A 25,787-nucleotide genomic window follows, 5' to 3' on the forward strand; every position below is an offset into this window, starting at 1 on the left:
TGGATCGACTCCTTGGGGTACGAAGATCTGCGGGAGCGCAGGGGGTGGGGGTACGACGTCGGGTGCGGCGGTGGTCATCCGGCCGGGGCGCTCCCCTCGGCCCGGCCGGTGCCGCGGATGCCCTCGGATGCGGGCGCGTGGGCGTGCGCCTGGGGTATGGGGGCCGGGGCCATGTGGTGTCCGGCGGTGTGGTCCGGGGCCACGTGGTCGAGGGCCATGTGGCCCGGGACCGTGTGGTCGGGGACCGTGTCGGTCGGGACCATGTGGTCCGCGACTGTGTGCGCGGCATCTGTGTGGGGCGAGCCCAGGTGCTCGTACGACGTTCTCCCGTACGCCGTCGCCCCGGCCTCCGAGGCCCCGAAAGCCGGTGTGCCGGAGGCCGGCGTGCCGCGATCCGGTGCGCCGGGGGCCGGTGCTCCGGAGGGCGGTGCTCCGGAGGGCGACGTTCCGGCGGCTGGTGATCCGAGGGCCGGTGCGCCGGGGGCCGGTGCTCCGGGGGCCGGAATCTCGTACTCCGACTCCAGGCTCTGCTGGGCCTCGGCGAGTCCGATTCCGCGCTGGAAGGCGGCCATCAGACCGGGGTCGTGGCCGGCGACGGTGTCGGTCTCCTGCCGGGGCGCCGGGCCACCGCGCAGTTGCGGAACGATGTGTTCCTGAGCGCGTCGGCGGGGCAGTTGGGGCTTGTCCATGGTGCCGCGGACCGTGCCGACGCGCGGGGTGGGCGGAAAGCCCGCGTGGGCCTCCAGCACCGGCCGGTCCTCGGCGCTGATCCCGGGCACGGCCTCGGCGGGGGTGGGCCGTGCCTCATGGGCGCCGCGCACGGGAAGCGGGGCGGGAGCGGCGCCGTGCCGTCCGCGCGTGCCGTGCTCGGTCCCGCGCCGCCCGGATCCGCGCTGGGCGTGTCGTCGTCGCCCGGTGGCCGGAGCCTCCCCGGCGCCCGCTCCGGCCTCGGCCCCGCTCCCGGCACCGACACCAGGTCCGCCGCCGGCCCCGGCGCCGTTGCCGGGTCCGCCCCCGGTCCCGGCACTGTTCCCAGCCCCGGCACCGTTCCCGCCGCCGGACGTGGGGCCGTTCCCGGTCCCGGTCTCGCCCGCGGGCCCGCCCTGTGCGGGAATCACGGCCCCCGGTCGGCCCCCGGGTTCGTGCGCGGTCGGCACAGGCGGGCGTACCTGCTGCGATGCCCCGGTGTCCGCCGGATGCCGAGGCTGCGGCTGTTCCTGAGACCGCGGCTGCGGCTGCGGCTGCGGCTGGGGTGCGGCAGCCCCGGTGGCCTCCCCGGGCAAGACCGGGGCGTTCCCCAACAGCGCCTGCGGGACGACGAGGACGGCCTGGGCTCCGCCGTAGATGTTGCTCTGCAGCCGCACATGGATGCCGTGTCTGCGGGCCAGCTGGGAGACGACGTAGAGCCCGATGCGGCCGTCGGCCAGCAGGCTGGCGACGTTGACCTGGTCGGGGTCGGCGAGCAGGGCGTTCATCCGGTTCTGCTCGGCGACGGGCATGCCGAGTCCACGGTCCTCGACCTCCACGGCGAGCCCGGAGGTGACGAGGTTGGCACGCAGCAGCACCTGGGTGTGGGGGGCGGAGAACACGGTCGCGTTCTCGATGAGTTCGGCGAGCAGGTGGATGACGTCGGCGACGGCGTGTCCGCGCAGATCGCCGTCGATGGGCGGCACCAGCTTGACCCGCGAGTACTGCTCGACCTCGGCGATGGCCGAGCGCAGCACCTCGGTCATGCTGACCGGGTTGCTCCACTGCCGGCGAGAGACCGCGCCGCCCAGCACGGCGAGGTTCTCGGCGTGCCGCCGGATACGGGTGGCCAGGTGGTCCACGTGGAACAGGCCCTTGAGCAGGTCGGGGTCCTCGATCTCGTTCTCCAGGTCGTCGAGGATCGAGATCTCCCGGTGCACGAGGGACTGAAGCCGACGCGCCAGATTGACGAACACCTCCAGCTTCTGTTCGCTGCCCGTCTGACTGGAGAGCTGGGCGGCCCGCACGACGGCGGTGACGGCGCCGTCGTGCGCGCGGGCCAGATCGGCGGCGAGCAGCTCGAATTCGTCGGGGTCCGCGGGGGGCCGGCGGCGTGGGCTCCGCTGCGGCGGGGCCTCGCCCTGCCGCAGCGCGTCGACCAGGGTGTGCAGGTCGGCCTCGCCGCGCGCGGCGGTCCGGCGGAGCGCGTCGACGCGGTCGGCGACCAGGCGGGCGGCGCGGTCGGCGGCCACGGCGGCGATCAGGATGCCGGCGACGGTCACCGTGACCGCTCCGGCGAGCACGGCCCACAGGACGGGGCCGGTGCGTACGCCGGTGGAGCGGATGCTGAACAGCACCGCGGCGGTGGCGCTGAGCGCGACCGCGAGGGGCGGCAGCACGGCGAGCCGCATGAGCTGGGGCCGTATGTGCCTTTCGGGCAGTGCGGGAGCGGGTCGGGCGACCGGACGCCCGTGCCGGCCGCCCTCGCGGCGGTCGGCGCGGGCGTCCGGTGCTCGGAGCTGAGACATCTGCGTCCTCGTACTGGTCCGTCGGGCCTGTGTCCTCGTGTGGTGCGCGCGCTGCGGGCATGGGTCGATGCGGGCATGCGCGATCACGCCGTCGGCCGGCGGGACCCGTGAACCCGGTCGCACGCCGACGGACACTCACGGTAGTTGCCTGGGCATCATGTGCGAGGGGCAGTTGCCGAAGTCCCCCGAGGAGCGTCCCGCTCTGGTATGAGGCGTCGTACGAAAGTCCGATGACCACCGCTCGACAGTCGATCGAAGCGCAACAGGAGCGATCGTCGCTGGTCACGACCGGTCAGAAACGGACCGAGCCGCCGGTCGACCCGCGCCGGCCCCTCGGACCGACCGACCGCGAGCCCCGCTGCCGCACGCACCCCGGCCCGCCATCGACGCGCCCTACGGCGCAGATGTACGACGTACACCCGTCCCGAACCCGTCCGGGCCCAGGCCATAGCGGGCACGCTCCGTGACGATGGGCTGGTGGTGAGCGGGGCAGCGGGACCCGTGCGGTTCTCCGTCCGCCGTCAGGCGAGTGCCGCGAGGCAGAACCGGACGAGCCCGGCGTCGACGTCCCGGACGATGCGCTTCATCTCGGTCCACGGCGGGTGGAAGCCGCCGGCCTCGTCGCCCCATTCGACGGTGAAGCCGAGGATCTTGCCCTTCCGCTCGTCGACGATGTGCCGGGAGTACGCGTAGTCGTCGCTGGTACCGCTGGTGGGGTACAGCTGATAGCCGGACATCGGACGGTAGGTGCGGCCGCGTACCCCGTGCACCGCCGTGCAGAACTGTTCGGCGAGCACGACCGAGTCGTCGGCGTCGGACTTCGCGAGGAATTCCCCGTAGACGTCCGCCCCGAGGCCGCGCAGGTGGTCGAAGGCGGGGTTGAGGAAGTTCTGGAGCCGGTCGTCGGACTGGTTCTCGTCGTCGCCCCAGACGGTCAGCATGTCCTCGGAGAAGCTGTGCACGTCGACGAACCAGCGGGTGCGCGGCCAGGTGTCGAACAGCCAGCGGACGTTGCGGGTCTCGGGCTCGGAGAAGGGCGCGGGCCCCTGGTACACGATGTCTGCGGGATCCGTCGAGACACGCGGCGCCGCCAACGGGTGGAAGGCGGTGGCGAAGTCGAACAGGAAGTCGTAGTTGCGGTTGATGTCGACACCGATGCGCCCGGGGTCGCCGCCGGACTGCGCCGGGTTGCGGTTCTTGCGCCACAGCGGCTCGACGGTCTGGCTGTACCGCCGGCCGTCAGGGTTGACCAGCGGGAAGACGACGAGGTCCAGTTCGAGCAGGATCCTGCGGACGTCGTCGGCGGTGAAGGTGGTTCCGCCGTAGCGGAGACCGGTGCCGGCGTCGTGCGCCTCCAGCAGGTCGGCGGCGAGGTGGATCAGTATCTCGCAGCTGCCCCATTCACGGGCGTGGACGCCGCCGATCAGCACGGTGCAGTCGTTGGAGCCGGGCGGGACGGCCCCGATCCGCAGGGCGTGGCAGGCGCGGCCCTCGGCCGAGGGCTCGGGCAGGTCGATCAGCTCGCTCGTGCCCGGGAAGGCGGTGGCCAGGCTGGTCACGGCGGACTCGACCTCGGTGATGTTCAGGTACGACATGGCGTCCTCTCCGGGGTCCTAGATCTTGTCGGCGAGTCCGTGGGGCACCGCGTCGGCGGGGGCGAACCGGTCGCCGGCGCCGACCTCGGCCTGCCGGGCCCGGCCCTCGGCCGCGGCGTCCTCGATCGTGGTGACGGACACGCCGTCGCGTTCGAGCGCCTCGACCTGGTCGGGGGAGACGTAGGCCACGATGGAGCAGGTTCCGTCGTCGGCGCGGCGGGCGAGCCCGCCGACGTCGGGATGGGCGTCGCGCAGCAGCGCGCGCAGGGTTGCGACATCCCGAGCGGTGACACGCACGCGCAGGACGGGCTGATAGGTGCTGGGCATGACGGCTTCTTCCGGCGCCGTCGGGGGCACCTCGGGCCGTCCCGGCGGCGCGAGTCTGCGCGGGGAGAAACAGGGAGTTTCTGGCCGATCGACCGCTCTGGGCGATGTATGACTGTGCACACCTTTATGAGCGATGTGTACGTCGTACTCTCAGGGTGCTCCGCGACCGTAGAACGCGTCAAGAGGCGCCTCGGGCAGACGGCTGAGCAGGCTGTCCAGGCCGTCGGCGAGTTCGCGTTCGTCGTCGTACTCGGTGAAGTGCGGGACCAGGGCCCGCAGCCGTGGGTAGTCGGCGGCGGACAGCCGGTGCAGGCCGAGGCGCAGCATGGGGTCGGGCTCCTCGGGGTTGTCGACGACCTGGCGCTTGTCGACGAGCAGGCAGCCGAGGGTCCAGGACACGAAGGTGCGGTGGATCATCAGCGCGGTGGTGTCGTCGAATCCGGCGCGGGCCAGCACGGCGAACATGTGCTCCGTGAGCTGGAGCCAGGGCTCGGGCCGCCGGGCCACGGGCACGGCGAGCGGGCGGGCGGCCACCACGGCCAGCACCTCGGGATGGGCGTGCACGGCACCGGCGAAGGCCCGCGCGATGCGGCGCAGTTCGGTCCGCCAGGGCGGTTCGGCGGACGCGGCGGACGCGTCCGCGCGAGCCGGTTCGACCGAGGTCCTCAGCCGTTCGTTGACCTCGGCGAAGAAGGCCTCCACCAGGCCGTCGAGCAGCCCTTCCTTGCCGTCGGTGTACCGGTAGAGGGCCATCGGCTCCACGCCCAGGTCGGCCGCGAGGCGGCGCATGGTCAGGGCCGCCAGCCCCTCCCGGTCCACGAGGGTCACGGCCGCGGCGAGCACCGCGGGGCGACTGAGACGCCGTCGCCGATCCGGTTTGCCGGGCTCTGCCATGACCGCACTCCGCCTACACCGTACATTTCCTTCACAATCGTACGTTTTATCCGCGGAAACGGGGCGGCTCGACTCCGGTCCGCACGCGGAACGAGTCCGCCGGACTCAGCCCTTGCGGCCGTGGCCGCCGGTACCGCGGGCGGGCGGTTCCGCGACGAAGGCCCCGACCGAGCGCCAGGTCCGCCGCACGTCCCCCGACACACCGCGCCACCAGGCCCCGGCCGGCAGCTTGCCGGCGGGTTCGAAGGGCTCGCCCGGCTGCGGCAGGGCCACGGCCTGCCCGGCCTCCTCGGCGGCCTCCTTGGTCCACTCCCCCGGTTCGGCCCAGGGGTGCGGGGCGAGGTTGAAGGTGCCCCAGTGGATCGGCAGCAGGACGCCGTGCGGCGCTCCGCCCTGGAGGTCGAGGTGGGCGCGCAGTCCTTCCTCGGGGGTCATGTGGATGTCCGGCCAGAACTCGCTGTACGCCCCGATCTGGATCATCGTGGCGTCGAAGGGGCCGTGCGCGGCGCCGATGTCCTGGAAGCCGTCGAAGTAGCCGGTGTCACCGCTGTGGTAGATCCGGTGCTCCTCGCCGGCGACGACCCAGGACGCCCACAGGGTGTGCTGGGTGTTGCGCAGGCCCCGGCCGCAGAAGTGACGGGCGGGGGTGGCGGTGAGGGTGAGCCCGCCGACCCGGGTGGACTCGTGCCAGTCCAGCTCGCGCAGCCGGTCCGGGGAGACGCCCCAGTGTTCGAGGTGGGCGCCGACGCCGAGCGGCACGGCGAACAGGGTGTCGGTGCCGGCCAGCGCCTTGATGGTGGGCAGGTCCAGGTGGTCGTAGTGGTCGTGCGAGATGACGACGACGTCGACCGGTCCGAGCGCGGCCAGCGGCAGCGGCACGGGGTGCAGCCGCTTGGGTCCGGCGAAGGGGAACGGGGAGCAGCGCTCGCCCCAGACGGGGTCGAACAGGACCCGGTGGCCGTCGATCTCGGCGAGCACGCTGGAGTGGCCCATCCAGGTCAGCCGCAGCCCGGTGGCGGGCGGCTCGGCCAGGTCGGCGAAGGTCGTGGGGTGCACCGGGACGGTGCCCTCGGGAGCGCGCAGCGGCCGGGTGTCCTTGTCGAGGAACACCTTGGCGAGATCGAGGGTGGAGCCGGAGGGGCGGGTGCGCGCGGGGCCGCCCGGGTTCTGGAAGACACCGTCCTTGAAGTGCGGCGAGCGGCGGATGCGTGCCAGGCGCTCACCACCCGGGTCCGCTCCGAAGGCTGCGGGCCGCAGCACGCGGAGCCCGGAGCTCGCAGAACGCAAACCGGTCACGGTACCTCCCGGTGAAGTGGGTGAGGCCCTCCATTATGGTCGGCTCCTCCGACAGTCCGGTCACGGCGGGGGCACCGCGCCGCCGTCGAAGATCCGTCCAGTGCGTTGACAGCGTCCTGACCGGCTCCGGATACTGACCCATCGTTCAGTAGCACCCGTCGTCGCTCCTCCGGAGACCTCATGACCGCCCCGCTGATGTCGCTCGTCTGGACCGACCACGTCACCGGCCGCCAGGGCTTCCTGGTCGTGGACCGGCTGGTGCGCGGCGTGGCCAGCGGGGGGCTGCGGATGCGGCCCGGCTGCACACTGGCGGAGGTGGCGGGGCTCGCTCGGGGCATGACGATGAAGGAGGCCCTGCACTACAACCCCCAGGGCCGCTACATCCCGCTCGGCGGCGCGAAGGGCGGCATCGACTGCGATCCGCGGGACCCGCGGGCGTACGGGCTCCTCGTCCGCTACCTGCGCGCCATGCGCCCGTACATCGAGAGTCTCTGGGCCACCGGCGAGGATCTGGGCCTCAGCCAGGACCTGGTGGACCGCGCGGCGGCCGAGGCGGGTCTGGTCTCCTCCGTCCAGGCGGTGTACCCGCTGCTGGACGACGAGTCGGCGGCCCGGAAGCGGCTCGCGGACGCCTTCGCGGTGGAGGTGGACGGAATCGGCCTGGACGAGCTGGCCGGCGGCTGCGGGGTCGCCGAGTCGGTGCTGGCGGCCCTGGACCGGGCGGCGGTGCCGTACGCGGGCACCCGGGTCGCCGTGCAGGGGCTCGGCACCATGGGCGGGGCCAGCGCACGTTTCCTCGCGCGCGCGGGCCTGACGGTGGTGGCCGTCGCCGACCTCAAGGGGACCATCGCCAACCCGGCCGGGCTCGACGTCGAGGCGCTGCTGGCGGCGCGGGACGGCTACGGCACCGTGGACCGCGGCGCGCTGCGCCCGGACGACCGCGAACTGCCCGGGGACGGCTGGCTGTCCGCGGAGGCGGAGGTGCTGGTGCCGGCCGCCGTGTCGTACGCGGTCGACGGCACGAACCAGGAGCGGATCCGGGCGCGCTGGATCGTGGAGGCCGCCAACATGCCCGTCGTACCCGAGGCGGAGGCGTTGCTGACGGCGCGCGGGGTGACGGTGCTGCCGGACGTGGTGGTCAATTCCGGGACGAACGCGTGGTGGTGGTGGACCCTCTTCGGCGACATCGGCGCGGACGCCGACGAGGCGTTCGCGTACCTGCGGCGCTCCATGCGCGCCCTGGTCGCTCTGATGCTCGACCGTGCGGAGGCCGACGGGACGACCCCGCGCGCGGCGGCGCACGCCCTGGTGACCGACCGGCTGCCGGTGATCGCGGAACGCTTCGGCTGGTACCGCTGACGGGCCGACGGCTTCGGCGGTGCGGGGTCTGCGGCTAGGGTGACCGCGTGGCTAGAGTGCGGTTGAGCGTGGCGGAGCGCCGGGAGGAGCTGCTGCGGGCAGCCATAGAGCAGATCGAGGCGCGGGGCGTGGCGGCGGTCAGGATCGCCGACGTGGCCGCGGCCCTCGGGGTGAGCAACGCGCTGGTGCTGTACCACTTCTCCACGAAGGAGAAGCTGGTGGCCGCCGCCTTCACGTACGCGGCCCGGGACGACCTCGCGCACCTGCGCAAGCTGCTGGGCCGGCGGACCACCGCGTTGCGGCGGCTCCGGTCCGCGGTGCGCTGGTACGCGCCGACCGGGCAGGCCAAGGGCTGGCGGCTGTGGATCGAGGGCTGGGCCGTGGCCCTGCGCGAGCCGGCCCTGCGGGAGGTCACCCGCGATCTGGACAAGCAGTGGAAGGCGGCGATCACGGAGGTCATCGCCGAGGGCGTGTCGGCCGGGGAGTTCGCGTGCGCGGACCCGACCGGCGCGGCGCTGCGGCTGACCGCGCTGATGGACGGCCTCGCGGTGCAGCTGACCTCGTACCCGGGCGGGGTGGCGCGGTCCCGGGCGCAGGAATGGGTGGACGACGCCCTCGCCCGGGAACTCGGCCTGGACCGGAAGGCGTTGACCGAACGAGAGCGGTGAGCACGCCCCGCCCGCCCCTGACCACGACCACATGCCCATGCGGGCGGCGTCCGGACACGCCCCCGTGCCCGGACCGCCACACGCACACCCCGCTCCCCGGGCCGCCCTGTGCGGGTCCGGGGTCCGGGGTGCGGCGGGCCGTGTCAGGCCACCGAGGCGATGCGCATCTTGATGTCGTTCGGGGAGAGCGTGCCCTTCGCCGTCACATGGTCGCCGGAGGATTCGCCGCGCAGTCGGCGCCCGATCCAGGGGACGAGGAATTCGCGCGCCCACTGGACGTCGTCGCGGCGGACCTCCAGGGTGCCCCGGGGCGGCAGCGGCGGCCACGGCTGCTCCGGGTCGGCGGGGACGTCCAGACCGAGGGCCTGACCGGCGCGCAGGGCTACGCGCGTGTGCCCCTCGGGCGAGAGGTGCAGCCGGTCGCTGTCCCAGGCCCTGCGGTCCTGCACGGACTTCAGGGACCACAGGTCGAGCACGGGGCATCCGTACCGGTCCGCGATGGCACGGACGTGCCCGTTGTAGGTGGCGATCTTGCCGCGCAGATGCTTGAGCACGGGGACGCCACGGGTGTCGAAGCCGGTCGTCACGAGCACGGTGCCGACGGCCTCGGTCAGCCGGGTCAGGGCGCTTTCGAAGCGCTCGGCCACCTCGTCCGGGTCGGTGCCCGGGCGGATGATGTCGTTGCCGCCCGCACAGAAGGAGACGAGGTCGGGAGCCAGGTCGACGGCCCGCGGGAGCTGGTCGGCCACGATCTGGTCCAGCAGCTTCCCGCGCACCGCGAGGTTGGTGTACTCGAAGTCGCCCTCGGGGCACCGGTCGGCGAGCAGCACCGCGAACCGGTCGGCCCAGCCCACGAACGCCCCGTCGGGTCCTGGATCGCCGACGCCCTCGGTGAAGCTGTCCCCCACCGCCACGTACGACCCGATCACTGATCTGTTGTCATTCTTCGAATCGTCTGCCACGTCGGACCATGATTCACCTTCGGATGTGACCTACGCGACCGTAAGCGGGGGTTGACGAACGGTGAGATGAGACACTCTTAAAGAATTTGCCAATGCAGGAATACGGTCACTCTCCAGGCTGTTGCACGCGGACACACCGAAGGCCGGACCCCGGGACGGGGTCCGGCCTTCGGCAGCGCGTCAGGCGGGGGGGTGCCGCCGGGCCGGGCGTCAGCCGACCGCGACGCCGTGGGAGCGGAGGTAGGCGACCGGGTCCAGGTCCGAGCCGTAATCCGGCGTGGTGCGGATCTCGAAGTGCAGGTGCGGGCCGGTCACATTGCCGGTGGCGCCCGACAGGCCGATCTGCCGGCCCGCGGTCACGCTCTGGCCGGCCGAGACGGACAGCTGCGACAGGTGGGCGTACTGGGCGTAGTAGCCGTCGTTCAGCTTGATGACGACCTGGTTGCCGTACGCGCCGCCCCAGCCGGCGGAGACGACCGTGCCCGCGGCGACGGCCTTCAGGGGGGTGCCGGCCGGCACGACGAAGTCGACGCCGGTGTGGTGGCCGCTGGACCACATGCTGCCGGCCACGTGGTAGCCGGTGCCGAGGGTGGCACCGGTCACCGGGAGGGTGTAACCGGCGGTGGCGGTCTGCGCGTTGCCGGACCCGGACGGCCGGGAGGCCGGGGCGGACCCGGCGGCCCGCGAGGGCTGGGCGGCGGCCGGCCGGGGGGACGCCGTGGCCGCGGGGGCGTGCCGGGGGGCGGGGGTCTCGGCGCGGGTCGGCGCGGCCTGCCCGCCGAGGGTGAGCTTCAGGCCCGGGTGGATGAGCGACGGGTCGGCACCGACGGTCCGCCGGTTGTCCTCGTAGAGCCGCTGCCAGCCGCCGCCGACGTGCTGCTCGTCGGCGATCTTCGAGAGGCAGTCGCCGCTGCGCACGGTGTAGGTGCGAGCGCCGGCGTCCGCACGCGCGGCGCTCTTCTCGACCGTCTCCGGAAGGGAGCGCACGGCCTTTCCGGGTACGGACTGCGCGGGGGTGGCGGCGTGCGCTCCGGTGGCCCCGAGGAGCGGGAGGGCGAGGGCGGCGCCACCGGTGCCGGCGACTGCCATGGAGCGGGAAAAACGCGGGGTCTTGGGGCGTCGGTGCTTACCCTTGGCGGGCATGGCGCAATTCCTCTCCGGCGCCTGCGAGGTCAGCTGTCGGGTTCGGGCTGGAGTTGCCCGGCCGTGCGCGGCACGGCTGCACCCCCTTGCCTGTCGCGGAGACCGGACAGGCAGTCGTACCTGGTGGGTCCCCCGCTCCTGCCGGCGCGGGTCACGTGTGTGGGGACTCCGGGCGGCGGCAGGATTCGGCGTTCCGTCCGGAATGGTGGCGAACGTAAGCGAGCAGGACGCACGGAAACAAGCAGCGGGTTCCCGTGATGCGCGTTTCGGGTGATCGAATACGGGAACACACGGTCACCTAGCGTGCCTTCAAGGCCCACCATCCCCTCGATTCGCCTGCTCCGCACCGGTATTACGTGGACATGACGTGCGACGCACCGTCACGGATATGACGCTCCTCACCAGCCCGCCCACCAAGGCCCCGCATTCCGTGGCGAGTCGCAACGAAGTTGACCAAACTGGACAGAATACCTAGAGACGGCGTAGGCGAAGAACCGTCGCGTCCAGGTCACCCTTGAGCCGCGTGCGCAGCCCGTGGTGCAGCAGCACCGCGCCTCGATGCACTTCGCCCGTTTCGTGGCATGCGTACGACGCTGTCGGGTCGAGTCCGCGCAGCCGCACCGCCGGTACCGGCTCGCCGTGGCTCTGCGCCTGGAGCCAGGCCAGGACGACCGTCTCCTCTCCCCGGACGTACTGGACGGCGCTCAGACCACCTTCCGGGGGCCGCAGCCGGTACAGCTCGCCGTGCTGCACGACCGGCCGGATCTCCTTGTACAGCTCCACCCACCGCCGGGCCTCGGCCAGCTCCTCGGCAGTCCACTCCGTCAGGTCGCCGCCGACTCCCAGCACGCCCGCCATGGCGCTGACGAACCGGAAGCGCAGCGAGCTGACCCGGCCGTTGAGCTGGGTGTTGGGGCTGTCGGTGACCCAGGCGGCCATCACCCGGGCGGGGTGGATCTGGGTGAAGCCGTGCTGGATGGCCAGCCGGTCGAGCGGATCGGTGTTGTCGGAGGTCCACACCTGGTCGGTGCGGCTGAGCACGCCGAGGTCGATCCGCCCGCCGCCGCCCGAGCAGGATTCGAAGGCCACCCGGGGGTGGGCGGCCCGCAGCCGGTCCAGCAGGGCGTAGAGGGCGCGGACGTGGTCCACCCACAGGCGCTGCGGGTACGGCTCCCCCGGCCAGCCCGCGTCGGTGAAGCAGCGGTTGAAGTCCCATTTGACGTAGTCGACGGGGGCGCCGGAGAGCAGGGCGTCGAGCCGCTCCCACAGGTACTCCTGGACGTCCTCGCGGGCGAGGTTGAGCACCAGCTGGTTGCGCAGCTCCGTACGCCTCCGCCCCGGCTGGTACTGCACCCAGTCGGGGTGGGCGCGGTACAGGTCGCTGTCCGGGTTGACCATCTCGGGCTCGACCCAGATGCCGAACTGCATGCCCAGGCCGTGCACCCGGTCGGCGAGGGGCTTCAGGCCGTGCGGGAAGCGGTCGGGGTTGGGCGTCCAGTCGCCGAGGCCGGCACGGTCGCTGGTGCGGGCGCCGAACCAGCCGTCGTCCACCACGAACAGCTCGACCCCGATCTCGGCGGCCCGGCGGGCCAGGGCGGCCTGCTGCTCCTCGGAGATGTCGAAGTTCGTCGCCTCCCAGGAGTTGAAGAGCACCGGCCGGTCGCGCTCGGCGTCCGGGACGACATGGGCGCGCTGGTAGGCGTGCCAGGTGCGGCTCGCGCCGCCGAAGCCGCCGTCGCTCCACAGGCCCGCGAAGACGGGGGTGGTGTACGACTCCCCCGGGGCGAGGAGCAGCAGGCCCGAGTCGTCGTAGCCGGCGCCGCCCGTGATCTGCACGCGCGCGTCCGGGAGCTGCGCGACCGCGATACGCCAGGAGCCGGACCAGCCGAGCGCGCAGCCGTAGACCTCGCCGTGCTCCTCGGTGGCATCCGTGTCGAGCGCGACCCAGGGCAGGTGCTGGTGGCCGGTGTGACCGCGGCGGCTGCCGATGATCTTCTCGCCGTAGGTGAGAGGGGCGGTGGTGAGCCGGGACTCCGCGGCCCAGCGGCCGTGCAGCTGGGACAGCCGCCAGCCCTCGCGGTCGGGCAGGGTCCAGGTGGCCGCGTCGGCCCGCAGCAGCTCCACCCGCGTGTCGCCGCCGTTGTCGACGGTCACCCGGCGCTCGACGACGTCGCCGCGCATCCGGTAGTGCAGCGTGATCCCCACGCCGTCGTCGTCGAAGCGCAGCCGCAGCTCGTCGTCCTCCGTCCGGTACGACACGAAGCGCCACTCGGTGCCGCGCCGCTGGTCGGTGCGGACGGACAGGGCGGGGCGGACGAAGCGCGGTCCGCCCTCGACGGGGTACTCCTCGCGGCCGTCGAGCGGGGACTCGAAGGGCCAGTAGCCGGGCAGCGGCCCGGCCGCGAGCGCCTCGGCGTCGGCGAGCGCGATCCGCGGTCCCCAGTGCAGATGGAGCAGCTCGTCCGCGGCGGTGAGATGGAGGGCATAACTGCTGCCGGGGCCCGACAGGAGCCAGGTACGACCGTCTTCGGCGATGTCCACCATCGAGACCTCACAGGTGCCAACAGATCCGCTCAAGTGCCAACATCATCAAGGGCCGCGGACCTGCTGACAATGCCTGTGGACAACTCATTGCCCGAGGAAATCGATGCCGTAAGGTCGACGGAGCGCCCGTCGACGAGCCGCGCCGGCGGGACCGACCGGGAGGAGCCCCCGTGACGCAGCAGGTCCCGTCGACCGAGCCGGAGCTGGCCGGTGTCCGCAATTTCCGTGACGTGGGCGGACTGCCCACAGTGGACGGGCGGCGGGTGCGCCACGGAGTGCTGTTCCGCAGCGGTCATCTCGCGCACGCGACCGAGCAGGACGCGGCCTTCCTCTCCTCCCTGGGCCTGCACACGATCTTCGACTTCCGCAACGTGTCCGACCAGAGGCTGGAGGGCCCCGACGTCGAGCTGCCCGGCGTGCGGAACGTGAACCTGCCGCTGAGCGACCCGGCGGACGGCGCCGAGTTCTGGCGGCTGGTCCGCGACGGCGACCTCGACCAGTTGCGCGCGATCCTCGACGACGGCAAGGGGGCGGCCCGGATGATCGCCTCCTACCGGACGATCGTCAAGGAGCGCACCGCCGAGCACTCCCGCGTGCTGCACGCGCTCGCCGACGACAGCGTCCCGGCGCTCATGCACTGCGCGGCGGGCAAGGACCGGGCGGGAATCTCGATAGCCGTCACCCTCCTCGCCGTGGGCGTCGAGCGCGAGGCGATCGTCGCCGACTATCTGGAGTCCAAGGCCAAGCACCGCCGCTACCGGATCCGGCGCAGCGGCAGCGCGGAGACCGCGTACACCCCCGAGGTGATGGAGCTGCTCGACCCGCTCTTCGACGCGCGCGCGGAGTACCTGGAGGCCGCCTTCTCGAGCATCGAGGAGACCTGGGGCGGCGTCGAGACCTACCTGGCCCAGGGCCTCGGCCTCTCCCCCGAGTCCCGCGAGCGGCTGCGCGAACGGCTGCTGGACTGACCCCGCGAGCCGCCGGAGCCCATCGCCGTGCGGGGCCGCCCGCGGCCTTCGGGGCCGTCCCGGCCGGCCGCGGCGCACGGCGGAGCCGACCGGCACCGGTAACCGGGCGGGTCAGTGGGCCCAGGGCAGGCGGACCGCCTCGATCTCCGGGTCCCGGAGCAGGGCCTCGACGAGCGGGGCGGGGCCGGCCACCTTGGTGGCCCACAGGTCGTAGTCGGTGCCCAGGAGCCAGGAGCGGTCCTCCGCCCACAGGTTGGACGGGCTGAACTCGACCTCGGGATTGTCGTAGAGGATCTTCGCGTCGCCGAGCCGGCCGGTCCGCACATGGGTGTTCTCGAGGTCGAAGTCGAGGAGCATCAGCGGGTTGTAGTAGGCCAGGCAAGGGGTGTCCGGGCCCGCCGGACTGTGCTCGGCGAGGAGGTCCACCAGCCGGTTCCAGGTCTCGCGGTCCAGGCTGCCCTCGGTCGGCGGCGCGATCCGCAGCGGCCAGCTGCCGCCCTTCTTCACCGAGGGGAAGCACCGGAAGCAGGGCAGGAGTCCCTCGGGGACCACCGCGTCGCCGGTCCGTTCGGCGAGTTCCGCCCAGCGCAGCCGCCGCCAGCCGGGCCCGGGGTGTTCGGCCCGCCCCAGGCCGCCTCCCGTGGTGACCCCCGCCTCGGTGAGGTCGAGGTTCCCGACGACGTGCCGTTCGGCGGTGCCGTCCGCCACCCCGGCCCGGTGGTACTCGTCGTACGTGACCTCGGCGGCGACCCGCTCGTGCTCGTACATGGCGTTGAGCACCCAGACCGCGTCCGGCAGCGGCGGGGGCATGAACCCGGTGGTGCCGTCTCCGGCCAGTTCACGCAGCCAGTCGGCCGTGGAGGGCGCGGCGAGGGGCCAGCGGGCGGCGATCAGGTCGGACTTCTCGGGCATCCGCGCATGATGTCACGGCGCCCGGCCGGGTCAGCCCTTGGCGCCCACCGCGAACAGCAGGTAGAGGAACGCGGCCAGGACGTGCCCGAGCGCGATGTAGATGATCAGCCGGATCCACAGGGAACGGGGGAACTTGTCTTCGAAGTTGCTCATGGCAGCTCTCCGGTCAGCGGGCCCAGGCACATCGTGGCCGTGGGACTCTGCAGCAGGGTGTGGACGAACAGCAGCTCCACGCCGTCCTGGTCCTCGGCGGCGAGGCGGTGCGGGGTGAGCGAGTCGAAGTGCGCGCTGTCGCCGGGAGCGAGCAGGTGCACGGCGTCGCCCAGCCGCAGTCTGAGGCGCCCCTTGAGGACGTAGAGCCACTCCTCGCCGGGGTGCACGCGCACGATGTCGCCCTGCGAGCCGTACGGCGCCCGCACGCGCAGCGCCTGCATGCCCCGGCCGGACGCCCCGGCCTGGAAGTACGTCCACCCGCCCGCCCGGGTCGGCTCCATGTCGGCGGACCGCACGATGGCATCCCGTTCGGGCACCGCCTCGCCCAGCAGCTCGGAGACGGTCGTACCGTAGACACGGGCGAGCGCGAGCAGCATCGGCAGCGACGGCTGGCGGTGCCCGGTCTCCAGGCGGGAGAGGTGGGCCGGCGAGAGGCCGGCGGCACGGGCCGCGGCCTCCAGCGTGAGGCCGGCGCGCCGGCGCAGGGCGCGCAGCTGCGGCGCGACGGCCGGCAGGCCCTCGTCCGGAGCCGTGGGCGGCTCGGCGTCTGAGGCGTTCATGCCTCCATTGAGCCCCACTTTTGCCTCAGCGGCAATTTTCTTGCCTCTCAGGCAAAACCCCGACACCTCCCGCACGGAAGCCCGGGGCCGCCGCTCCCCTGCTACGATCGGACCCGACGTTTGAACACGTTCAAAAATAGGGGGATCTCATGCCTGCCGCACTGACACCCGGCCGAGCCGACGACACACCCGCCGTCGCCCTCGGTCCCACCGCACTCGTCCTGGGCATCGTGGCCGCGGCGGGCGTGTGGCCGACGCTCACGCTCGGCCTGCTGCCCGTGATGCTCATCGCCGGAGGGCTCGCCGTCACCTTCGGGCTGATGGGCGTCCACCACGCCCGCCGTGGCGTGGGCCGGCTGTGGACCGCCGTGACGGGAGCCGTCCTGGGCACGATCGGGCTGACCTACCCCTTCGTCCTGGTCCTCGCCTTCTCCCTCTGAGCCTGCTCCTTCAGGGCCCGCGTTCAGCGGTTGGCCACCGCCTGCTTGATCAGGGTCTTGCCGAAGTCCCACATCAGGCCGCCGCCGCTGTGCGCGTCGTCCATCACCGCGGTGAAGGCGTCCACGAACCGGTCCACATCGGCCTCGTCCAGGACCAGCGGCGGGATGAGCTTGATCACTTCCAGGTGGTCGCCGGAGACCTGGGTGAGGATCCGGTGCTTCTGCAGCAGCGGTACGACGACCATCTGGGCGAACAGGCCCTTGCGCGCCGCCTGGAGCATGGTCCAACGGCTGCGCAGCTTCAGTGAGGACGGCTTGCCGAACTCGATGCCGATCATCAGGCCCCGGCCGCGGACGTCGGCGAGCAGCTCGTACTTGTCGATCAGCGCGGTGAGCCGGGACTTCAGCAGCTCGCCCGTCCTGCGCACGCCGGCGACGATCTGCTCGTTCTCCATGACCGACAGCACGGCGAGGCCGCACGCCATCGCCTGGGCGTTGGACCCGAAGCTCGCCGAGTGCACCAGGACGCGGTCCATGGACGAGTAGACCTTCTTGAAGATCCACTCCTTGCCGAGGGTGGCGCCGACGGGCACATAGCCGCCGGAGAGGGCCTTGGCCACGCACACCAGGTCCGGTTCGACACCGTCCTCGTGCTGGTAGGCGTAGAAGTCGCCGGTGCGGCCGAGGCCGGTCTGCACCTCGTCGGCGATGAGCAGCGCCTTGTGCCGGTGCAGCAGCTCCTGCGCGGCACGTAGATGACCGGGCGGGGCCTCGTGCACGCCCTTGCCCTGGATCGGCTCCACGATCAGCGCGGCCACGTCGCCCTTCTTCAGCTCCCGGGCCAGGGCGTCCAGATCGCCGAGGGGCACGGCGGTGTCGGGCAGCAGCGGGGCGAAACCGTCACGGAATCCGCTCTCCCCGTTGACCGAGAGGGAGCCCGTGGTCAGACCGTGGAAGGCGTGGTCGCAGTAGAGGACACGCGGCCTGCCGGTGGCGTACCGGGCGAATTTCAGGGCCGTCTCGACCGCTTCGGTACCGCTGTTGCCGAAGAACACCCGGTCCAGGTGCGGGCTCTGCGCGAGGAGCCGTTCGGCGAGCAGGCCCGGCAGCGGCTGGCAGTCGAAGCGGGTGAGATCGGCGAGGTCCAGGTCCAGGACGTCGTGCAGCGCCTTGCGGACCACGGGGTGATGACGGCCGAGCCCCATCACCCCGAACCCCGCGAGCATGTCCAGATAGTCGTTGCCGGCCGCGTCGAAGAAGTGCGCCCCCTCGGCGCGCTCGTAGACCTTGTCGAAGCCGATGGTGTGCAGCATGCGCGGGAGCTGCGGGTTCAGGTGCTTCGCGTGCAGCTCGTAGCGTTCGGCTCCGCGCTCGGCGAGCAGGGCGCCGAGGTCGAACTCGGTGGTCATTCACTCTCCTTGGCTGTGCCGCCGGCATCCTGGACGGCCAGGCTCGCGCTGATCCGCCCGGCGATCTCCACGGGCGTGAGGCCGATGTCGGCCAGCACCTCGCCGCGCTTGGCGTGCGCGAGGAACTGCTCCGGAATGCCGAACCGCCGTACCGGCACGTCCACGTCGGCGTCGCCGAGGGCCAGCGCCACGGCCGAACCCACACCCGCCGCCCGGCTGTTGTCCTCGACCACGGCCACCAGCCGGTGCCGGACCGCGAGTCCGGGCAGCGCGGGGTCGACGGGCTTGACCCAGCGCGGGTCCACCACCGTGCAGCCGATACCGCGGGCCTCCAGCAGCTCGGCTGCCTGGAGGCACACCGCTGCCATCACCCCGACGGCCACCAGCAGCACCTCGGGGCGTTCGGCGCGGTGCAGGACGTCGATGCCGCCGACGCGGTCGACCGCCGGGATCCGCGGGCCGACGGTCTCCTTCGGGAACCGGACCAGAGTGGGCGCGTCGTCCACGGCGACGGCCTCGCGCAGCTGGGCACGCAGCTGGTCGGCGTCGCGCGGGGCGGCGATCCTGAGGCCGGGGACGACCTGGAGGACGGACATGTCCCACATGCCGTTGTGGGAGGCACCGTCGGTACCGGTGACGCCGGCCCGGTCCAGGACGAAGGTGACCCCGCAGCGGTGCAGGGCGACATCCATCAGCAGCTGGTCGAAGGCCCGGTTGAGGAAGGTGGCGTAGACGGCGACGACCGGGTGCAGGCCGCCGGTGGCGAGCCCGGCCGCGGAGACGGCCGCGTGCTGCTCGGCGATGCCCACGTCCCACACCCGGTCCGGGAAGCGCTCGGCGAACGCGCCCAGGCCCACCGGGTGCAGCATGGCCGCCGTGATCGCCACGACGTCCGCGCGCTCCTCCCCGATCCGCACGATCTCCTCGCCGAACACCGAGGTCCACGAAGGCCCGCCGGAGGGGGCGAGCGGCTCGCAGGTGAGCGGGTCCATCACTCCGACGGTGTGGAAGTGGTCCTCCTCGTGGGCGAGGGCGGGCTCGTAGCCGCGGCCCTTCTCGGTGAGGCAGTGGACCAGAACGGGACCGTGGAAGCGCTTCGCGCGGCGCAGCGCCGACTCGACGGCACCGATGTCGTGGCCGTCGATCGGACCGAGGTACTTCAGTCCCAGGTCCTCGAACATGCCCTGCGGGGCGAAAGCGTCCTTGAAGCCCTTCTTCGCGCCGTGCAGGGACTCGTAGAGCGTGCTGCCGACGACCGGGGTGCGCTGCAGCACCTCCTTTCCCCAGGCCAGCACCCTCTCGTAGCCGTCGGTGGTGCGCAGGGTGGACAGATGGTTGGCGAGGCCGCCGATGGTGGGGGCGTACGACCGTTCGTTGTCGTTGACGACGATGATCAGCGGCCGGTCCCTGGCCGCCGCGATGTTGTTCAGCGCCTCCCAGGCCATGCCGCCGGTCAGCGCGCCGTCGCCGATGACCGCGACCACATGGCCCTTCTCCCCCTGCACCTGGTGGGCCTTGGCCAGGCCGTCGGCCCAGCCGAGCGCGGTGGAGGCGTGGCTGTTCTCGATGACGTCGTGCTCGGACTCCTCGCGCGAGGGGTAGCCGGACAGGCCGCCCTTGCCGCGCAGCTTGGAGAAGTCCTGGCGGCCGGTCAGCAGCTTGTGCACGTAGCTCTGGTGGCCGGTGTCCCACAGGATGCGGTCGGCCGGGGACTCGAACACCCGGTGGAGGGCGACAGAGAGTTCCACCACCCCCAGGTTGGGTCCGAGGTGACCGCCGGTGCGGGACACCGCGTGCACCAGGAACTCGCGTATCTCTTCGGACAGCTCACCGAGTTCCGCCTCGGACAGCGCCTTCAGGTCGCGTGGTCCCCGGATGTTCTCCAGAATGGTCACGCTCGGGCCCCCTCTCGGTCCGTGCCTTGCCTCAACTCACGTGGTCTGCGGGGCTCGTCCGCTCGGCGAGCTTCATGGCCTCCTCGATGAGCGTCTCCACGATCTTCGACTCGGGAACGGTCTTGACGACCTCGCCCTTGACGAAGATCTGCCCCTTGCCGTTGCCCGAGGCAACCCCGAGGTCGGCCTCGCGGGCCTCCCCCGGACCGTTGACCACACAGCCCATCACCGCTACCCGCAGCGGCACTTCCATGCCGTCCAGGCCCGCGGTGACCTCCTCGGCGAGCTTGTAGACGTCCACCTGGGCCCGGCCGCAGGACGGACAGGAGACGATCTCCAGCCGTCGCTGCCGCAGCCCCAGGGACTCCAGGATCTGGATGCCGACCTTGACCTCCTCCGCCGGCGGCGCGCTCAGCGACACGCGGATGGTGTCCCCGACGCCGCGCGACAGCAACGCCCCGAAGGCCACCGCCGACTTGATCGTGCCCTGGAACGCCGGGCCCGCCTCCGTCACACCGAGGTGCAGCGGGTAGTCGCACTCCTCGGCGAGCTGCCGGTAGGCCTCGATCATCACGACCGGGTCGTTGTGCTTGACGGAGATCTTGATGTCGCGGAAGTCGTGCTCCTCGAAGAGGGACGCCTCCCACAGCGCCGACTCGACCAGGGCCTCGGGAGTGGCCTTGCCGTACTTCCGGAGCAGCCGCCGGTCCAGGGAACCGGCGTTGACACCGATCCGGATCGGCGTGCCGTGGTCCTTGGCGGCGCGCGCGATCTCCTTCACCTGGTCGTCGAACTTCTTGATGTTTCCCGGATTCACCCGGACCGCCGCACAGCCGGCCTCGATGGCCGCGAACACGTACTTCGGCTGGAAGTGGATGTCCGCGATCACCGGGATCTGCGACTTGCGGGCGATGGTCGCCAGCGCGTCCGCGTCGTCCTGCGTGGGGCAGGCGACGCGGACGATCTGGCAGCCGGACGCGGTCAGCTCGGCGATCTGCTGCAGGGTGGCGCCGATGTCCGACGTGCGGGTCGTCGTCATCGACTGCACCGACACCGGGGCTCCGCCCCCGACCGCCACCGGCCCGACGTGGATCTGCCGCGACGCGCGGCGCGGCGCGACCGGACGGGCCGGTACCTCGGGAACGCCCAAGGGGACGGCGGTCATGCCGTCACTCCCGGTTCCCGGAGACGGTCTCGCGCATCGCCCGCAGCGACTCCTTCAGGGAGCCCATGGTGGCGAGCACGGCGGTCGGCTCGTAGCCGCAGTGCGCCATGCAGTTGTCGCAGCGCGGGTCCTTGCCGCGGCCGTACTTGTCCCAGTCGGTCTCCTCGACGAGTTCGCGGTACGTCGGCACGTACCCGTCGCTCATCAGGTAGCAGGGACGCTGCCAGCCGAAGAGCGAGTAGTTCGGGATCGCCCACGCGGTGCACGGGAAGTCGACCTTGCCCTCCAGGAAGTCCAGGAAGAGCGGGGAGTGGTTGAGCCGCCACTTCTTGCGGTTGCCGCCCGCGAAGGCCTTCTTGAACAGTTCGCGGGTCTGCTCGACGCCGAGGAAGTGCTCCTGGTCGGGTGCCTTCTCGTAGGCGTAGGCGGGCGAGATCATCATCTCGTCCACCTTCAGGTCGTCGTTGAGGAAGTTGAGCACCTCGATGATGGTCTGCGGGGTGTCGGTGTTGAAGAAGGTGGAGTTGGTGGTCACCCGGAAGCCGCGCCGCTTGGCCTCCTTGATGGCCTCCACCGCCTCGTCGAACACCCCTTCCTTGGCGACGGACTCGTCGTGCCGCTCCCGCAGTCCGTCGATGTGCACGGCGAACGCGAAGTAGGGCGAGGGCGTGAACTTGTCGATCTTCTTGCGCAGCAGCATCGCGTTGGTGCACAGGAACACGTACTTGCGCTTCGCCACCAACTGACGCACGATCTCGTCGATCTGGGGGTGCATCAGGGGCTCTCCGCCGGCGATGGACACCATCGGCGCACCGGATTCCAGCACCGCGCCCACGGCCTGGGCCACCGGCATGCGCTGCTTGAGCACACCGGCCGGGTGCTGGATCTTGCCGCAGCCCTCGCACTTCAGATTGCAGGCGAACAGCGGTTCCAGCTCGACGATGAGCGGAAACTTGTCCCGCCTGCGGAGCTTCTGTTCGGCCAGGTATGTAGCGACCTTGATGGACTGACGCAACGGCATGGCCATCTGGCTCACCTCCGAGGGAGCAGCAAAGAACGGTGCCATTCGAAAAATGCAGGAAGGATGGAGCGAAGAACACGGAAAGCTGATATTCCACCGCGCACTGTTCCGATCCGGACGAGTTCGTGTTCCGGAGCGTCCACGACCACCCGGACGGCCGCGACGGGACGCTCACCCGTGCGGACGGCGGCCAGCAGCGTGGCCGCCGACTCCATGTCCACCGCGATCGCACCGGTGGCACGCAGTTCGGACCGCTCGGGTCCCCGGACGACGTGGTCGGAGCCGGTGAGCGGGCCGATGTGGACGGTGCGTCCGGGCAGCAGGCGCGCGAGTTCCTTGACGAGCAGTTCGGTGCCCACGCACGGGACGGTCCCGCGCGGGTCCCGGGTCTCCTCGGCGACGACCAGATCGCCGGGGTGCATACCGGGAGCGAGCCCGGCGCAGAAGCCGGTGGCCAGCACGGCCGTGTCGGCCTGTGCCGGGCCGGCGAGGCGCCGGGTGACGAAGCGTTCCGCCGCACGGGGACCCATGCCCGTACGGACGAAGGTCACCGGCCCGCCGGCACCGCTGCGGTCGCCGGTGCGCAGGGCGAGGTGCTCGATGCCGAGCGCGCAGGCGATCAGCAGCGGAGCCGGGGCGGGCTGGTCGTTCAAGTCAGCTCCCCTCGGCCGGCGAGCTGGTCTTGTCGGCCCGGGCGAGCAGGTTCCGCTCGAAGGGGTCGCCGTGCAGGTACCGGCCGAGCGCGGTGAGCGGGAACACCTGCCGGTAGAGGTGGTAGTTGATGGAGAAGTCCCAGGGGAAGCCGGTGCCGGTGAAGTACGGCTCGTCCCAGGTGCCGTCCTCCCGCTGGGTGTCGGCCAGCCACTGGACGCCGCGCTCGACGGCCTTGGAGTCCTTCTCCCCCGCGGCGAGCAGCGCCATCAGCGCCCATGCGGTCTGCGAGGCCGTGGAGGCGCCCCGGCCGCTCCACTCCTTGACGTGCCGGTAGGAACGCAGGTCCTCGCCCCAGCCGCCGTCGTCGTTCTGGACGCTCTCCAGCCAGGTCACGGCCCGCCGGATCGCGGGGTGCGAGCCCGGCAGCCCGGCCGCGGTGAGCGCGGGGACGACCGACCCGGTGCCGTAGAGGTAGTTGACGCCCCAGCGGCCGAACCACGAGCCGTTCGGCTCCTGTTCGGCGAGCAGCCAGTCGATGCCACGGCGGGTGCGCGGGTCGTGCGCCAGGCCCTCGGCGGCGAGCATCTCCACGACGTGCGCGGTGACGTCCGCGGACGGCGGGTCGATGACCTCGCCGAAGTCGCAGAAGGGCAGCCGGTTCGGGAACGGGCTGGTGTTGTCGACGTCGAAGGCGCCCCAGGCACCGTTCTTCGACTGCATGCCGAGGTTCCAGCGGACGCCCCGCCCGATCGCGTGGTCCACGCGCTCGGGGTCGTGGTGCCGGACCCGGCGCAGCGCGAGAGCCACCTCCGCGGTGTCGTCGATGTCGGGGTAGTTGTCGTTGTGGAACTCGAACGCCCAGCCACCCGGGGGAAGTTGCGGCCGGCGTACCGCCCAGTCGCCGGGCCGGACGATCTCCTCGCCGAGCATCCAGTCGGCGGCCTTGACCAGTTGGGGGTGGTCGACGGGCAGACCGGCGTCCACCAGGGCGATGGTGGCCAGGCAAGTGTCCCACACCGGGGACTGGCAGGCCTCGATCATCCGGGCGCCGTCCTCGCGCCAGACGGCGAAACGGTCCAGCGAGGCGAGGCCCTCGCGCAGCACCGGGTGCTCCAGGTCGTAGCCGAGCAGGTGCAGGGCGATGACCGAGTACACGGCCGGGGGCTGGATGCCGCCCCAGCAGCCGTCGTTCTCCTGCCGCTCGATGATCCAGCGGGCCGCGGAGTTCATCGCGGCCTTGCGGAGTCTGCGCACGGCGACCTTGCGGTAGCCGCGGACCACCTTGTCGAGCCGCTGGAAGAGCCCGTCCCAGCTCGCCACCGGGGCGAGCGGCTGTGGCGGGTGGGGGTTCGCCGGGTCGGTGTGCAGTTCGTCCAGCGCGAAGGGCGCCGGGCGCACCGGGCGCTTCGCCGAGACGATGGTGAGCGGCACGATGGTCTGCCGGGCCCAGCACCCGAAGTTGTAGATGTTGAGCGGGAACCAGGTCGGGAAGTAGATCAGCTCCGGCGGGAGTTCGGGCAGGTCCTCCCACTTCCACCAGCCGAACAGGGCGAGCCAGATCCGGGTGAAGACCCGGGCGGCGGCGATGCCGCCGCGCTCGCGGATCCAGGCGGACGCCTTCGCCATGTGCGGGGCGTCGGGCGCGTCGCCGGCCAGGCGCAGGGCGACGTACGCCTCGATGGTGGTGGACAGTTCACCGGGCCCGCCGTAGAAGGTGGCCCAGGTGCCGTCCGGGCGCTGCTCGCCGCGGATGAACTTCGCGGCGGCCTGTGTGGTGTGCTCGTCCAGGACGCCCAGGAACTGACGGAGCAGCAGGTCCTCGGCGTCCATGGTGACGTTGGTCTCCAGGTCGCCCTTCCACCAGCCCTCGGTGTCCTGCGTGGCGAGCAGGAAGTCGATGGCGCGCTGTGCGGCGCGCGTGGCGGATTCCCCTACCCCGGCCGTCTCGGGGGTGGTGAGCGTGGTGTCGCTGGCCGCGGCAGCGCGGGACGGCAAGGTCGCCCCGGTGCTTCCGTCGGTCGTCGCTGTCATGGCTTCCCCTTCGTGCAGTCGTGCGAGTCGTGCTGCTGTGGGTCCGCCGTCGGCCGGTGCCCGTGCTGCACCGGCCGGCGACTACGCGCGGCTTGTCCGGCCGATAGTGATCATCTCTTTCGTACGACGACGAAGTCGGCGAGCGCCGTGAAGGAGTCCCGCACCCGGTCGGGCATGTCGACGGCGTCGAGGGCTTCGATGGCGATGACATGCTGACGGCGTGCTTCCTCGGCCGTCCACTGCCGGCCGCCGGCCTCCTCGATGAGGGCGGCGCGGGCCGCGAACTCCTCCTCGGAGAAGTTCTCGAAGTCACTGCTCTTGGCGTCGGCGGCGAGGATCTCGCCGAGCCGCTCGGAGGCGGAGCCGCCGGCCGCGAGCGCGGCCACCACCGGCAGGGACTTCTTGCGCTGGCGCAGGTCGCTCCAGGTCTGCTTGCCGGTGGCCTCCGGGTCGCCCCAGATGCCCAGCAGGTCGTCCACGGCCTGGAAGGCGAGGCCGAGGTGGTAGCCGTACCGTTCCAGCGCGTCGGCGGTGGCGTCGTCCGCGCCGCCGAGGACCGCGCCGATGGAGGAGGCGCAGGCGAGCAGGGCGCCGGTCTTGTTGCCCTCCATCTCCAGGCACTCCTCGACGCTGACGCGGTCGCGGTGCTCGTAGGAGATGTCCTGGGCCTGACCGTCGATCAGGGCGCGGGTGGCGGTGGTCAGCCGGCGGGTGGCGCGGCCGGCGTCGACCGTGCCGAGTTCCAGCAGGACCTCGTTGGCGAGGGCGAACAGCGCGTCGCCGACCAGGATGGCCTGGGCGGGGCCGTGCACCTTCCAGACGGTGTCACGGTGCCGGCGCTGCTCGTCGCCGTCCATCAGGTCGTCGTGCAGCAGCGAGAAGTTGTGCACGAGTTCGACGGCGACGGCGCCCGGGATGCCCTCCTCGGGCGCGGCGCCGGTGACCTCGGCCGAGAGCACCGCGAGCGCGGGGCGGACGGCCTTGCCTCCGTCGCCGTCGGCGGGGTTGCCGGCGGCGTCGATCCAGCCGAAGTGGTAGGCGGCGACGGTGTCCATGGGCGGCGCCAGGCGGTCGACCGCCGCGCGCAGCACCGGTGTGGCCAGGGTCCGGCCGCGCTCCAGCAGCGCGGTCACGTCCACCGCTGGCCTCCGAGCGGGCGTCGCGGCCGGGGGCACAGTGGGCACAGTCTCTCCTCTTGTCGCGGTACCGGGGGTGCGGGGGCCTGCCGCCTGCCGA

22 protein-coding genes and 1 riboswitch are annotated in these 25,787 nt (G+C 72.0%); of the genes, 4 read left to right on the forward strand and 18 right to left on the reverse strand.

Features of this window, described 5'->3' with window-relative positions; genetic code table 11:
- Positions 1-74: 74 nt before the first annotated feature.
- The 5 genes from ACZ7KF_RS08145 to ACZ7KF_RS08165 form a co-directional block, all read right to left on the reverse strand.
- Positions 75-2,495, reverse strand: coding sequence for a sensor histidine kinase (locus ACZ7KF_RS08145; protein WP_471070261.1), 2,421 nt, complete (start codon positions 2,493-2,495; stop codon positions 75-77).
- 521 nt (positions 2,496-3,016) lie between these two features.
- A complete protein-coding gene (locus ACZ7KF_RS08150) occupies positions 3,017-4,090 on the reverse strand; it encodes a M14 family metallopeptidase (RefSeq protein WP_471070263.1) in 1,074 nt (357 codons plus the stop codon).
- Positions 4,091-4,108: 18 nt separating this feature from the next.
- Positions 4,109-4,417, reverse strand: coding sequence for a hypothetical protein (locus ACZ7KF_RS08155; RefSeq protein WP_471070264.1), 309 nt, complete (start codon positions 4,415-4,417; stop codon positions 4,109-4,111).
- A gap of 150 nt (positions 4,418-4,567) precedes the next feature.
- Complete coding sequence (locus ACZ7KF_RS08160) at positions 4,568-5,311, reverse strand: TetR/AcrR family transcriptional regulator (RefSeq protein ID WP_471070266.1); 744 nt, start codon at positions 5,309-5,311, stop codon at positions 4,568-4,570.
- A gap of 105 nt (positions 5,312-5,416) precedes the next feature.
- Positions 5,417-6,607 carry an MBL fold metallo-hydrolase gene (locus ACZ7KF_RS08165; RefSeq protein ID WP_471070268.1) on the reverse strand — a complete coding sequence of 397 codons (1,191 nt, stop codon included), beginning with the start codon at positions 6,605-6,607 and terminating at the stop codon, positions 5,417-5,419.
- Positions 6,608-6,787: 180 nt separating this feature from the next.
- On the opposite strand from ACZ7KF_RS08165, the gene ACZ7KF_RS08170 reads away from it, so the two are divergent.
- Positions 6,788-7,966, forward strand: a complete 1,179-nt coding sequence (locus tag ACZ7KF_RS08170) for a glutamate dehydrogenase (protein WP_471070270.1) — start codon at positions 6,788-6,790, stop codon at positions 7,964-7,966.
- A 47-nt stretch (positions 7,967-8,013) separates the two neighbouring features.
- Positions 8,014-8,634, forward strand: coding sequence for a TetR/AcrR family transcriptional regulator (locus ACZ7KF_RS08175; protein WP_471070272.1), 621 nt, complete (start codon positions 8,014-8,016; stop codon positions 8,632-8,634).
- 143 nt (positions 8,635-8,777) lie between these two features.
- On the opposite strand, the gene ACZ7KF_RS08180 is transcribed toward ACZ7KF_RS08175, so the two are convergent.
- The 3 genes from ACZ7KF_RS08180 to ACZ7KF_RS08190 form a co-directional block, all read right to left on the reverse strand.
- Positions 8,778-9,563, reverse strand: coding sequence for an SGNH/GDSL hydrolase family protein (locus ACZ7KF_RS08180; RefSeq protein ID WP_471070929.1), 786 nt, complete (start codon positions 9,561-9,563; stop codon positions 8,778-8,780).
- A gap of 243 nt (positions 9,564-9,806) precedes the next feature.
- On the reverse strand, positions 9,807-10,739 hold the full coding sequence (locus ACZ7KF_RS08185) for a M23 family metallopeptidase (RefSeq protein WP_471070274.1): 933 nt from the start codon (positions 10,737-10,739) through the stop codon (positions 9,807-9,809).
- 5 nt (positions 10,740-10,744) lie between these two features.
- A riboswitch (cyclic di-AMP (ydaO/yuaA leader) is annotated at positions 10,745-10,896 on the reverse strand.
- 314 nt (positions 10,897-11,210) lie between these two features.
- Positions 11,211-13,283: an alpha-galactosidase gene (locus ACZ7KF_RS08190; protein ID WP_471070932.1), complete on the reverse strand. Its 2,073-nt coding sequence runs from the start codon at positions 13,281-13,283 to the stop codon at positions 11,211-11,213.
- A 170-nt stretch (positions 13,284-13,453) separates the two neighbouring features.
- On the opposite strand from ACZ7KF_RS08190, the gene ACZ7KF_RS08195 reads away from it, so the two are divergent.
- Positions 13,454-14,251, forward strand: a complete 798-nt coding sequence (locus ACZ7KF_RS08195; RefSeq protein ID WP_471070276.1) for a tyrosine-protein phosphatase — start codon at positions 13,454-13,456, stop codon at positions 14,249-14,251.
- A 111-nt stretch (positions 14,252-14,362) separates the two neighbouring features.
- Here the strand turns inward: ACZ7KF_RS08195 and ACZ7KF_RS08200 are convergent, their stop codons facing one another.
- Genes ACZ7KF_RS08200 through ACZ7KF_RS08210 form a run of 3 tightly spaced genes read right to left on the reverse strand, consistent with a single transcriptional unit; the run spans position 14,363 to position 15,936 of the window.
- Positions 14,363-15,163 carry a hypothetical protein gene (locus ACZ7KF_RS08200; protein ID WP_471070278.1) on the reverse strand — a complete coding sequence of 267 codons (801 nt, stop codon included), beginning with the start codon at positions 15,161-15,163 and terminating at the stop codon, positions 14,363-14,365.
- Between the two features lie 30 nt (positions 15,164-15,193).
- The gene (locus ACZ7KF_RS08205) at positions 15,194-15,316 is read right to left on the reverse strand and encodes a DUF6126 family protein (protein WP_225827797.1); all 123 of its coding nucleotides are present in this window, start codon (positions 15,314-15,316) and stop codon (positions 15,194-15,196) included.
- Entirely contained in the window at positions 15,313-15,936 is a 624-nt protein-coding gene (locus tag ACZ7KF_RS08210; protein WP_471070280.1) for a helix-turn-helix domain-containing protein, read from the reverse strand. The genes ACZ7KF_RS08205 and ACZ7KF_RS08210 overlap by 4 nt, the downstream gene beginning before the upstream one ends.
- 149 nt (positions 15,937-16,085) lie before the next feature.
- Here ACZ7KF_RS08210 and ACZ7KF_RS08215 point away from each other — a divergent pair, with 149 nt between their 5' ends.
- Positions 16,086-16,376, forward strand: a complete 291-nt coding sequence (locus ACZ7KF_RS08215) for a hypothetical protein (protein ID WP_471070282.1) — start codon at positions 16,086-16,088, stop codon at positions 16,374-16,376.
- A gap of 23 nt (positions 16,377-16,399) precedes the next feature.
- On the opposite strand, the gene ACZ7KF_RS08220 is transcribed toward ACZ7KF_RS08215, so the two are convergent.
- From ACZ7KF_RS08220 to ACZ7KF_RS08250, 7 genes are all read right to left on the reverse strand, one after another.
- The gene (locus tag ACZ7KF_RS08220; RefSeq protein ID WP_471070284.1) at positions 16,400-17,785 is read right to left on the reverse strand and encodes an aspartate aminotransferase family protein; all 1,386 of its coding nucleotides are present in this window, start codon (positions 17,783-17,785) and stop codon (positions 16,400-16,402) included.
- Positions 17,782-19,680: a 1-deoxy-D-xylulose-5-phosphate synthase gene (gene dxs / locus ACZ7KF_RS08225; RefSeq protein WP_471070286.1), complete on the reverse strand. Its 1,899-nt coding sequence runs from the start codon at positions 19,678-19,680 to the stop codon at positions 17,782-17,784. The genes ACZ7KF_RS08220 and dxs overlap by 4 nt, the downstream gene beginning before the upstream one ends.
- Positions 19,681-19,711: 31 nt before the next feature.
- On the reverse strand, positions 19,712-20,845 hold the full coding sequence (ispG, locus tag ACZ7KF_RS08230) for a flavodoxin-dependent (E)-4-hydroxy-3-methylbut-2-enyl-diphosphate synthase (protein WP_471070287.1): 1,134 nt from the start codon (positions 20,843-20,845) through the stop codon (positions 19,712-19,714).
- Between the two features lie 4 nt (positions 20,846-20,849).
- Complete coding sequence (hpnH, locus tag ACZ7KF_RS08235; protein ID WP_471070289.1) at positions 20,850-21,872, reverse strand: adenosyl-hopene transferase HpnH; 1,023 nt, start codon at positions 21,870-21,872, stop codon at positions 20,850-20,852.
- Between the two features lie 5 nt (positions 21,873-21,877).
- Positions 21,878-22,519: a phosphorylase family protein gene (locus ACZ7KF_RS08240; RefSeq protein WP_471070291.1), complete on the reverse strand. Its 642-nt coding sequence runs from the start codon at positions 22,517-22,519 to the stop codon at positions 21,878-21,880.
- A gap of 1 nt (position 22,520) precedes the next feature.
- Complete coding sequence (gene shc / locus ACZ7KF_RS08245) at positions 22,521-24,551, reverse strand: squalene--hopene cyclase (RefSeq protein WP_471070293.1); 2,031 nt, start codon at positions 24,549-24,551, stop codon at positions 22,521-22,523.
- A 110-nt stretch (positions 24,552-24,661) separates the two neighbouring features.
- Complete coding sequence (locus tag ACZ7KF_RS08250) at positions 24,662-25,726, reverse strand: polyprenyl synthetase family protein (RefSeq protein WP_471070935.1); 1,065 nt, start codon at positions 25,724-25,726, stop codon at positions 24,662-24,664.
- Positions 25,727-25,787: the final 61 nt, after the last annotated feature.

The sequence above is a fragment of the Streptomyces sp. NPDC038200 genome, from assembly GCF_055600785.1.